Here is a 12,678-nt window from a genome sequence, read left to right on the forward strand (position 1 = left end):
GCCTCACACTCTAAAGTAACTCCTGCCAAAGTAGGCGTTACAGGTGCTGTAGTATCCTCAGCAGTAACTATAACAGCTAACTCATCAGTACAACCACTGGAAGTAGTTGCTAATATATAATATGTTGTAGTTGTTGATGGATTTACCGTACTACTAGCTAATTCATTAGCTCCTGTTGCAGGTGTAGCACTATGATAAGTATATGTTGCTCCAGTAGAATTTGCATCTAAAATTGTTATAGACGTTAAATCAAAATTTTCATTAGGACATATAGAAGGTGTGTCAGTCGTACTAATATCTGGAGTAGCATTCACCGTTACTCCATAGGCTACAGAAGGCAAAGAAGTACAACCATTTCCATCCGTAACTGTATAGGTAATATTAGTAGTACCAGCTGAAACTCCTGTAACAACTCCTGATCCATTAACTGTAGCTACACCTGTATCTGAAGAAAACCAAGAGATAGTTCCAGCAGTTCCTTCTGTTAAGTCTATTGTTGCTCCAACACATACCGCTGTTGGGCCAGTGATTGGATTTGCAGTAGGGATAGCAGGGTCAGATAAGACAATATCCAATGTTGATCCCGAACATCCCGATAAACCTATTGTTATATTTGTATAAGCACCTTCATCTAATCCGGCGATTATGACCTGACCTCCAGTATCTGATGTAATATTATTAGGACCAATAGCAACACCATCATCTAAATAACTAACACTATATACGGTATTTGCCGTTAATCCACTTAAAGTAATTGAACCATTATTCCCTCCACAAGTAGTTGGATTAGCACCAACGGCGATAGCCGAAACATCCGGAATGGTTAAGATCGCAGCATTAGATGTTACATCTCCACAGACATAAGCACTATTACCTACAATAACCTGATATTGGTTATTGTTCAATCCATCATTAGCCCCTGTAATTGTTAATGTTGTAGTATTGGTTCCGGAATAAATTCCTCCATTACTTAAATCATTAAAACTAGATCCACCATCAGTACTTAATTGCCACTGATAAGTAAGATTAGAACCACTTGCTGCAACTGTAAAACTTCCATTAGCGCCAGCACATATTGTTTGAGGTGTAGGTTGACTATTAATTGTTGGGCCTGTACCTACCTCTTGAAAATCAAATACTGTATTTGAATCTGCATCTGCTGGAGTCGTATATCCATCAGAACCACTGGTAACAAGACCATTACCATTAACTGTTATAGGTAAAGGTCCTAACAATCCATCACTATTATCATCTGTATAACCCGCCTCTTCTACATCATTACAAGAGTCATTATCAGAGTCTAATTGATAAGGGTCGTATGTTGAGTTAGTATCACTATCTGCAATCGTATAAGCTAACACGTTACTTTCTGCGGTAGTTTCTACGGAATCAAATAATCCATTTGCTCCAACCGTTGTAGAATCTGCACCATCTATTCTACCATTACTATCCGCATCTGCAACTCCTGAAACACTATCTGCATCCGCCTCAATAATATCAAAAACCCCATCATTATCAGAATCAAGGTCTAAACTATTAATTATACCATCACCATCTGTATCTAAAATAGCTACTACCCCATTTGAATTTAAAGAAGAACCATTAGCGGCAGCATAATCTGCATCTTGATAATTTGGTATTGTATCAGTATCATCATCTGCTGCGGGATCACTAGATAGACATGTAAACTTGGAAGATACGGCTACGGTAAAAGTTTGAATATCTTCATCTCCAAAATCGGGTAAATTAGCTGACGTAAATATATTGGTTCCATTTACATCAATTGCATAGCTTGCAGTACCATTCTCATTAGAGCCACCAGTACTATTTAACCCATCTCCAAAGGAGTCAAAAATGGTAAATTCATAACTACCAGTTGTATTTACAATTGTAGAGGAAGTTATTATAGAATCACCATTCAGGTATGGACCTCCACTTGCTATTAAATTAGAAGAAGGGTCTCTAAGCTCCCAAGTTGTTTCATTTTCATACCGATCTAAATCTATTGTAATCGTAATCGTTGTAATAACAGGATCTGTACCACACAATTCTTGTGTATCTGTAATACCATCATTATCATCATCTATATCAATGGCATCCAAAATCCCATCAGCATCCTGATCTCCTGCCAGAATTGGTGAAGTAGCAACACTATCCTGATCATCTTCGGTACTTATATTATTATTTGGAGTAGAATCCGGGTCATTATTATCACTTGCAGTAATTTCAGCACTATTTAAATATAAACCAGTTCCATTAACTGTAGCTGTAATTTCTATTGTAATTGAAGCTCCATTATTTAAAGTTCCAATGTTCCAAAGTCCGGTGCCTGAATTATAATCACCTCCACTATCATCACTCACATAAGTATAACCGGATGGTAATTGATCCGTAACCTGAACTCCAGTTGCATTGATTGGTCCATCATTAGTAACTGTTATTGAAAAGATCACATTATTACCAACTACCGGTGAACTATTATTTACTGATTTAGTTAATCTTAAATCCGCATTATCATTGGCATCATCCCTAAAATCTAAATCTCCTCCTGAACTTGCATCACTATCTTCATCAGGTAAAATAACTGCCCCACTAAGTGGATCATCAATACTACCGCCAGGGTCACTATAACCCGATGATGTATCCGTAACATTATCTAACCCATCACCATCGGCATCTGAATTCGTTAGTGTCAATCCTGCTTCAGTTGTATCATCTGCTCCTTCATTATCACTATCTGTGTCTAAGTAATCAGGATTATCAGTTCCATCAGTATTAACGGGAGAAAGACCAGTTAAATAAGCGGTATCTACTCCAAATATATTATAAATTCCATTTGGAGCTGTATATCCAACAGTTGTTTGGGCTTCGACATTATCAGGTATTCCATCTCCATCACTATCCAAATCCAAATAATTCTGAATGGTATCACTATCATCCGTACTTTCGGCAATTGTATAGCTCAGAAGACCACTTTCTGCAGTAGTTTCTATACTATTAAAAACTCCATTTGCTCCAACAGCTATAGACACTGTAGCTCCATCTATTCTTCCATCATTATCACTATCCGCTACTCCAGAAACACTAATAGCATTAGATTCTATAACATCAAAAATACCATCATTATCTGAGTCTAAATCTAAACTATTAATTATACCATCACCATCAGTGTCCATATTGGCACAAACTCCATTAGAGTTTAAGGTACAAAAATCAGGATCTTGAAAATTTACAACTCCATCTCCATCTGTATCTTCATTAGGGTCGGCGGTAAAACAGGTAAACGGATTAATATTTGTGTTTACATTGAAATTGGTAGTTTCTGAAGCTCCAAAATTACCTCCGCTAGCAACCGATGCACCGTTTAATGACACATCGTACGTACCATTACCGTTAGCGCAGCAAATTCCATTACTTCCACTATCAGAAATTGTAAATGAAAAGCTACCTACCAATGGTGTAGATATTGGAGGGATTATTACGTTTGTTGAAGGCTGACCAGTATATGGACCTCCAGTGGCAATTACTCCAGAGGGGCCAGTCAACGTCCAAGTAGTTTGCTCTGGTAAATTATCTGTTAATATAGATACAACTATAGTTGCGGGAACTACAACATTAGCAGGATCGGTACCACATAATTCCTGCGTATCCGTAATCCCATCATTGTCGTCATCAAGATCTTCATTATTCAATACACCATCACCATCAAAATCATCAGTATTGAAGATATCTCTATAATCAACATCTCCTCCAGTCGTTGCATCACTATCCACATCTGGTAATATGATTCCTCCTGTCAAAGGATTATCTATAGTTCCTCCCGGATCAGAATAATCTGCAGAAGTATCAATATTATCATCTAATCCATCACCATCTGTATCGTTATTTGCTAACGTAAGCCCAGCTTCTTCTGTGTCATCTCCACCATCATTATCACTATTGATATCTAAATAGTCTGGATTATCAAGACCATCTGTATTCTCAGGAGTAATTCCTTCTCCAGAACCAGGCGTCGTTTCATAAATATCATCAAGACCATTGTCGTCTGAATCTACTTCACTAGGAATAACATAACCTATAGTTGTCTGACCTTCTATATTATCAGGGATTCCATCATTGTCCGAATCTAGATCTAAGCTATTTATGATATTATCCCCATCGGTATCCCCAACACCTTCAACTGTATCTAAAATTCCATCATTATCATCATCAATATCTGTTTCATCAAAAATTCCATCGCCATCTGTATCTTGTAAACATGATGAAAAGAAAACTACCTGCTGTGTAAAATTAAATCCCTGAACAACTGCTGTGCTACAAGTAGCATTGGCGCTTATATCAAGAAATTGAAAATTAGCACTTGCAGCAGTTGTAACTGTATTTGGGTTAGTCAAATAGTACACATTTCCACTTCCACTAGCTGCTAAATATAAATTATCATCAGGTCCTAATTGAACACCTGCCCAAGACCCCAATGTTTCATCCTCAACTCTAACAGAAGTATTATCACCGATAATATGCATATATAGATCAGACGCCCAAGCCACAGCCACGGTAAAATTCTCATGTGTGTAATAGATCCTACTACCATCAGGAGAAAATTCTAAACTATAACCTGAATCGGTAAGCTCCGTGGTTGTTCTGGGAACATGAGTCCAAGCACCAACAGCTCCAGTTTCTTCATTAAAATCAGCATAAAAAACACCTCCATCAATAGCTTCGATTGCAACTGCGATTCGGTCATTCTGTTGAGAAAAACGAATTGAAGACCTATCCGCTATTACCGAAAAATTAGTCGGCAAACTAACAGATACATCAGGATTATTAGCTCTAGCGGGCGCCAAAAGATTATCAGAATCAACTCTCCACAAATTCAAACTAGCGGCACAATCTGATGTACAACTAGGGTCGTCGTATCCTAATGTAGCCACCCAAGCTCCACATAATGCACCATTATTAGTACCATATAAGGCCTCTGAGGTTGCATTATTTAATACATTATTTTTACTAATTACAGTTTGTGAAGGAATATCTATAATAGAATAGTACGTAGTCCCAACGCTACTACCACCACTATTACCAGAGCTACCATCACCGTGTAATAAGTACACCTGTTCCAAATTCGTACCGGGTACAGGCATTACAACAGCCATTTGAGTTCTAGTAGCATTTGTATTTAAAAGATCCGTAGGAATTGTAAGGTTATTATAAAGATTACCCGCATTATCCCTTACTGTACCGTTATCTGCATAAAAAACAAGTTCTCCGGTCAATGGATCACTCCACGCAGAAGTTGCCTCAAAAGCACCGTCTGAAGGTAAATTACAAGTAATAGTAGGAGGAGAGGTTCTAAAATCCATTAAATACCCCTCACCGTTCCACCAATGAGCATCAAAAGTAGAAGTTTGTGCAATTGCCGAAGCGGAATATAAAAAAAACAGAAATAGTAATAACGCCCTAAGAAGTAGGTTATTATATTTATACTTGTGCACATGTTGGGGTTGAGTAATAATTCTCATAGGCACTTTTGATTTGGGATAATAGTATGTTTACTTAAGCTTTACATTGTAGGTTACGGTTTTACCGTAATTCTACATAACGCACAAATATCGTAAAAAAAAATAAGTTATTAACAATTTTTTGTAATAAATCATTGATGTTTTGACGATTAAAGGCATTTTACAACGATGAAATGCATAAAATTTGCTTGAAACTTAACAACAATAAACCAGAATAACCTTTTTAGTTTATCTATTTTACTTATAAAAATATACGTGCATTATACAAGTAAAGTTACAAAAAAAATTAAATAAATTAACATAATTTTAATACTAGGGATTATTCCCTGCCTCTTATTTAGTAAGGCATACACCAAAATCAAGAACTGACTCCTCATAGTTAAAATAATAAATACTAGTAATTCCCAATATTAAATTAACATTTCGCCTCCGTAGATTTGTTTCAAGAATATTTTTAAAACTAAATTTCAGTCTGTTATTATATAATTGAATAAATAATGATCAAACGATTTGATTCGAAATCTATCTGTTATCCCTATTAACTGTAGAATTAACTAAATATATAATTCATTACAAACGAAAAAGTAGCACTCACTTCATTATATTTGCGCATTATAGAGTAGATGATATATGAAATTTCTTGAAGAAATAAATAGAAGAAGAACATTTGGAATTATCTCCCACCCAGATGCTGGAAAAACCACACTAACTGAGAAGTTACTCCTTTTTGGTGGGGCAATTCAGGAAGCTGGTGCGGTAAAATCTAATAAAATTAAAAAGGGTGCAACAAGTGACTTTATGGAAATTGAGCGCCAGCGTGGGATCTCTGTTGCGACCTCTGTTCTAGCTTTTGAATATAAAGATATTAAAATCAACATTCTGGATACTCCTGGTCACAAGGATTTTGCTGAAGATACATTTAGAACTCTTACAGCAGTAGATAGTGTAATTGTGGTCATTGATGTAGCAAAAGGTGTTGAGGAACAAACAGAGAAATTGGTTTCAGTTTGTAGAATGCGTAATATTCCTATGATCGTTTTTATCAATAAGCTGGATCGGGAAGGTAAAGATGCTTTTGAATTATTAGATGAAGTGGAACAAAAGCTTGGTCTTACTGTTACTCCTCTGAGCTTTCCTATAGGAATGGGATATGATTTTAAAGGAATCTATAATATTTGGGAAAAAAATATCAATCTTTTTAGTGGAGATAGTCGCAAAAATATTGAAGAAACCATAGAGATATCGGACTTATCCTCTCCGGAACTTAATGAAATCATCGGAGATGGTGCTGCAGAAACCCTAAGAGAAGAAGTGGAACTTGTAGAAGGAATTTATCCTTCTTTTGATGCTGAATCTTACCAAAATGGTAATCTACAACCTGTATTTTTTGGATCAGCTTTAAACAATTTTGGAGTACGAGAACTACTGGATTGTTTCATAAAAATTGCTCCTCGACCAAGGCCAAAAGAAAGTGATATACGCTTAGTAAAACCTGAAGAAGAGGATTTTACCGGTTTTGTCTTTAAAATCCATGCAAATATGGATCCTAAACATAGAGATCGATTAGCTTTTATAAAAATTGTATCTGGTACTTTTGAAAGAAATGTACCCTATTTACATACCAGGCATAACAAAAAACTTAAATTTTCTAGTCCAAATGCCTTTTTTGCAGAGAAAAAAGAGATCGTGGATATATCATACCCAGGAGACATTGTAGGACTTCATGATACCGGAAACTTTAAAATTGGCGACACACTTACTAAAGGCGAAAAGCTTCAATATAAGGGCATCCCCAGTTTCTCTCCAGAACATTTCAGATACATTAATAATGCCGACCCAATGAAATCTAAGCAATTGGCAAAAGGTATCGATCAGTTGATGGATGAAGGTGTAGCACAGTTGTTTACTCTAGAATTAAATGGTAGAAAAGTAATTGGTACTGTTGGAGCGCTTCAGTATGAAGTCATTCAGTATCGTTTAGAACACGAATATGGTGCTAAATGTACCTACGAAAACCTAAATGTGCATAAAGCTTGTTGGGTAGATCCCGAAGATCCTGAAAACGAAGAATTCAAAGATTTTAAACGTGTAAAAAGTAAATTTTTAGCAAAGGACAAACAAGGACAATTAGTATTTTTAGCCGATTCTTCTTTTAGTTTACAAATGACCCAACAGAAGTATCCGTCTATTACGTTTCATTACACTTCTGAGTTCTAAATCGATTTTAAGTGTATTTTAAAGCGTTTTTAAGCAAATAGCAACTAGTTATAAACAACAAATAAAAAAACCGATTTAAACAGCATTATTTAAATCGGTTTTTTATATAAATATAGTTTTAATTAATATAAAAATTAAAAACTATAATAAAATACTATTACACTAAGCTTGACCAGTCGGACCAAAATTTAAAGGAATTGGTGGTTGATCATAGTCTTTAATTTCACCATGAGCTGCTTCAAATCTTTGCACATTATCACCCAATGCTTTTAATAAGCGTTTCGCATGCTGAGGAGTCAAAATAATTCTACTCTTAACTTTACTCTTTGGCCTACCCGGCATAATATTCACAAAATCAATAACAAACTCAGAAACCGAATGATTGATAATCGCTAAGTTGCTATATATTCCATCAGCAATAGCTTCATCTAATTCGATATTAAGTTGGTTTTGTTTTTGGTTTTTATCATCAGCCATATTCAAAATGTTTTATATACATATTATATCCTACAAAAAGTGCAGGATTAGTTCAACTATTTATTTTGAAAATTACGCATTACTGCATTTCAAAATAATGTTTCACTAAAAAGAAAGCCTGCCTAAAAGGCAGGCTTTCTATATTAATTAAAATTAACTTCTTGTCGTTGTTCCATTCGGTCCTCAAACTCTTCATTAGAACCAACAATAATGCTTTCGTAATCTCTCATTCCAGTACCTGCAGGAATTCTATGTCCTACAATTACATTTTCTTTAAGACCTTCTAGCGTATCAATTTTACCATTTACAGCGGCTTCATTTAATACTTTTGTTGTTTCCTGGAAGGATGCCGCAGAAATAAATGACTTAGTCTGTAGCGAAGCTCTTGTAATACCTTGCAGTATTGGAGTTGCCGTTGCAGGAGAGGCATCTCTTGCAGTAACTAAGTTTTTATCTTCTCTGCGTAAAACAGAATTTTCATCTCTTAGATCTCTTGGAGAAATAATCTGACCTGCTTTTAGGTTTTCACTATCTCCAGCATCCTCAACTACTTTCATTCCAAAAATCTCATCATTTTCCTCAATGAAATCAGATTTATGAACTAATTGATTTTCTAGGAAAATAGTGTCTCCCGGATCTTGGATTCTTACTTTACGCATCATCTGACGCACCACTACTTCGAAATGCTTATCATTGATCTTCACTCCTTGTAGTCGGTAAACCTCCTGTACTTCATTTACCAGATACTGCTGCACTGCAGATGGCCCTTTGATTTTAAGAATATCCTCTGGAGTAATAGATCCATCAGATAATGGCATACCAGCACGTACATAATCATTTTCCTGAACAAGAATCTGATTAGAAAGTTTTACAAGATACTTCTTGATCTCTCCTATTCTAGACTCTACGATGATCTCACGATTACCACGCTTAATCTTACCAAATGATACCACACCGTCAATCTCACTTACTACAGCTGGATTAGAAGGGTTACGTGCTTCGAATAATTCTGTTACTCTTGGCAGACCTCCTGTAATATCACCTGCTTTTGCAGATTTACGAGGAATCTTAACCAAAATTTTACCAACTTTTATCTTATCATTGTCATCCACCATTAAGTGAGCGCCAACCGGAAGGTTATACGAACGTAATACTTCATCACCTTTGCCCATTATATGGAGTGTAGGAATCTTTTTCTTATCACGAGATTCAGAAATTACTTTTTCCTGGAAACCAGTTTGTTCATCAATCTCTACTTGATAAGTTACACCTTGTTCGATGTTTTCATAACTTACTTTACCAGCAAATTCTGAAATAATCACACCATTATAAGGATCCCACTGGCAAATAACATCATCCTTTGACAGTTTATCTCCATCATTTATAAACAATTGAGAACCATAAGGAATTAAGTTAGTACTTAAAACAATCTTAGTCTTTGGATCAATTATCTTAACTTCAGAAGTACGAGAGATTACTACATCAATTTCGTTTCCTTCTGCATCTTCTCCCTTAACAGTTTTCAATTCTTCTATCTCTGCTTTACCAGCAAATTTAGATTTTAATTGATTTTCTTCAGAAATGTTACCTGCAATACCTCCTACGTGGAAAGTACGCAGTGTAAGTTGAGTACCCGGTTCTCCAATGGACTGAGCAGCTACAACACCTACAGCTTCACCTCTTTGAACCGTTTTACCAGTTGCAAGGTTACGACCGTAACATTTTACACAAATACCTTTCTTAGCTTCACAAGTAAGTGCAGAACGTACTTCTACAGATTCTACTGGAGAATTCTCTATAATTTTTGCTGTGGCATCATCAATCTCCACTCCAGCTTCAATAAGCAATTCCTGAGTTAAAGGATTAATCACATCAACTAACGCAGTTCTACCTACTATTCTGGCAGCAAGGCCTTCTATAATTTCTTCGTTTTTCTTCAACGGAGTTACTTCTACACCTCTAAGCGTACCACAATCTTCGATATTAACAATAACATCTTGTGCTACATCCACCAAACGACGTGTAAGATAACCAGCATCTGCAGTTTTAAGTGCGGTATCTGCAAGACCTTTACGAGCACCATGAGTAGAAATAAAATATTCAAGAATCGAAAGTCCTTCTTTAAAGTTAGAAAGAATCGGGTTCTCAATAATTTCTCCACCAGCAGAACTAGCTTTTTTAGGTTTTGCCATCAGTCCACGCATACCTGTAAGCTGACGAATCTGCTCTTTTGATCCCCTTGCTCCAGAATCAAGCATCATATATACAGAGTTGAATCCTTGCTGATCTTCTCTGATTCGTTTCATTGATAACTCGGTAAGATTGGCATTCGTAGAAGTCCAAATATCAATTACCTGATTATAACGCTCATTATTAGTAATAAGACCCATATTATAGTTTGCTACAATACCATCAACTTGAGTATTGGCATCAGCAATCATAGTATGCTTTTCTTCAGGAATAATAATATCTCCTAAACTGAACGATAATCCGCCCTGGAATGCAAAGTTATATCCTAGCTTCTTAATTTCATCAAGGAAAACAGCTGTTTCCGGTACACTAGTTACTTTAAGGATATCACCAATAATATCTCTAAGAGATTTCTTAGTTAGTACCTCATTAATATATCCAGCTTGCTCAGGAACTTTTTCATTAAATAATACTCTACCTGTAGTAGTTTCGATTATTTTAGTTACTAATTCTCCCTCTTCATTAAGATCTTTTGTACGAACCTTAATATTAGCATTAATGTCTAATCTCTTTTCATTATAAGCAATCGTAACTTCTTCGGGAGAATAGAAAGTTAGGTCTTCACCTTTGATTTCTAATTCTGGAGTAGATCTACGAGACTTTGTCATATAGTATAAACCTAACACCATATCCTGAGAAGGTACTGTTACCGGAGAACCATTAGCAGGGTTAAGAATGTTGTGTGATGCTAACATCAATAACTGTGCTTCTAGAATTGCTTCTGGTCCTAATGGTAAATGTACTGCCATCTGATCCCCATCAAAATCCGCATTAAATGCAGTACATACTAATGGGTGTAATTGTATCGCCTTACCTTCAATAAGCTTAGGCTGAAATGCCTGGATACCTAAACGGTGAAGCGTTGGAGCACGGTTTAGCAATACTGGATGTCCTTTAAGAACATTCTCTAAGATATCCCAAACAACAGGCTCTTTTCTATCTATAATTTTCTTAGCAGACTTTACCGTTTTTACAATACCACGTTCAATCAATTTTCTGATCACGAATGGCTTGTATAATTCTGCTGCCATATTCTTAGGCAGACCACATTCGAATAACTTTAATTCCGGTCCAACAACGATTACCGAACGAGCAGAATAATCTACACGCTTACCAAGTAAGTTCTGACGGAAACGTCCTTGTTTACCTTTTAAGGAATCAGATAATGACTTTAACGGTCTGTTAGAATCAGTTTTTACTGCTGATGCTTTACGTGTATTATCAAATAATGAATCTACAGATTCTTGAAGCATACGCTTCTCATTACGTAAAATCACCTCTGGAGCTTTGATTTCCATCAAACGCTTCAAACGGTTATTACGAATAATTACTCGACGGTATAAATCATTTAAATCCGAAGTTGCAAAACGACCTCCATCAAGTGGTACCAATGGACGTAATTCTGGTGGAATTACCGGTACTACCTTAAGAATCATCCATTCAGGACGGTTCTCTCTATTTTTATTTGCATCACGAAAAGCTTCAACAACCTGAAGTCTCTTTAATGCTTCTGTTTTACGTTGCTTTGATGTTTCGTTATTTGCTTTATGTCTTAATTCATAAGAAAGTGCATCAAGATCAATTCTTCTTAAAATTTCGATCAGACACTCTGCTCCCATCTTAGCGATGAATTTATTAGGATCGGTATCATCCAGATATAAATTCTCTTGCGGAAGACTATCTAAAATATTTAGGTATTCTTCTTCTGTAAGGAAATCCATCTTTTGTACTGGTTCTCCTTCTTCATTTTTAGCAATACCAGGCTGAATTACTACATAACGTTCGTAGTAAATAATCATATCCAACTTCTTAGATGGAAGACCTAATAAATATCCTATTTTATTTGGTAAAGAACGGAAATACCAAATGTGTGCCACAGGAACTACTAAGTTAATGTGCCCTACACGGTCTCTTCGAACTTTCTTTTCGGTTACTTCAACACCACATCGATCACAAACAATACCTTTGTAACGAATTCTTTTATATTTACCACAAGCACATTCAAAGTCCTTTACAGGTCCAAAAATACGCTCACAGAACAAACCATCACGCTCAGGTTTGTGAGTACGATAATTGATAGTTTCAGGTTTTAAAACCTCTCCTTGAGATGCTGCTAAAACAGACTCTGGTGAAGCTAAACCAATAGAGATCTTATTAAATCTCTTTACTGTATTCTTATCATTATTTCTTGCCATAATATATGGTTGCTTAAGAA

General features: G+C 35.9%; 4 protein-coding genes. 1 reads left to right on the forward strand and 3 read right to left on the reverse strand.

Annotated features, from left to right (window positions below):
- Nucleotides 1-5,519: Ig-like domain-containing protein (locus tag J8M14_RS18900; protein WP_211076395.1), on the reverse strand; the 5,519-nt coding region annotated here is incomplete at its 3' end.
- 630 nt (nt 5,520-6,149) lie between these two features.
- Here J8M14_RS18900 and J8M14_RS18905 point away from each other — a divergent pair.
- Nucleotides 6,150-7,736, forward strand: coding sequence for a peptide chain release factor 3 (locus tag J8M14_RS18905; protein WP_211076396.1), 1,587 nt, complete (start codon nt 6,150-6,152; stop codon nt 7,734-7,736).
- A gap of 162 nt (nt 7,737-7,898) precedes the next feature.
- On the opposite strand, the gene J8M14_RS18910 is transcribed toward J8M14_RS18905, so the two are convergent.
- Both J8M14_RS18910 and rpoC read right to left on the reverse strand, forming a co-directional pair.
- On the reverse strand, nt 7,899-8,213 hold the full coding sequence (locus J8M14_RS18910) for a DUF3467 domain-containing protein (protein WP_211076397.1): 315 nt from the start codon (nt 8,211-8,213) through the stop codon (nt 7,899-7,901).
- A 143-nt stretch (nt 8,214-8,356) separates the two neighbouring features.
- Nucleotides 8,357-12,658: a DNA-directed RNA polymerase subunit beta' gene (rpoC, locus tag J8M14_RS18915; protein ID WP_211076398.1), complete on the reverse strand. Its 4,302-nt coding sequence runs from the start codon at nt 12,656-12,658 to the stop codon at nt 8,357-8,359.
- Nucleotides 12,659-12,678 lie beyond the last annotated feature (20 nt).

It is taken from the genome of Aquimarina sp. MMG016, from assembly GCF_018100805.1.
GTDB lineage: Bacteria > Bacteroidota > Bacteroidia > Flavobacteriales > Flavobacteriaceae > Aquimarina.

Bases quoted from the DNA above. Each gene is read 5' to 3' on its own strand.
- J8M14_RS18905 (WP_211076396.1), top strand. From the start codon at position 6,150: ATGAAATTTCTTGAAGAAATAAATAGAAGAAGAACATTTGGAATTATC.
- J8M14_RS18910 (WP_211076397.1), bottom strand. From the start codon at position 8,213: ATGGCTGATGATAAAAACCAAAAACAAAACCAACTTAATATCGAATTA.
- rpoC (WP_211076398.1), bottom strand. From the start codon at position 12,658: ATGGCAAGAAATAATGATAAGAATACAGTAAAGAGATTTAATAAGATC.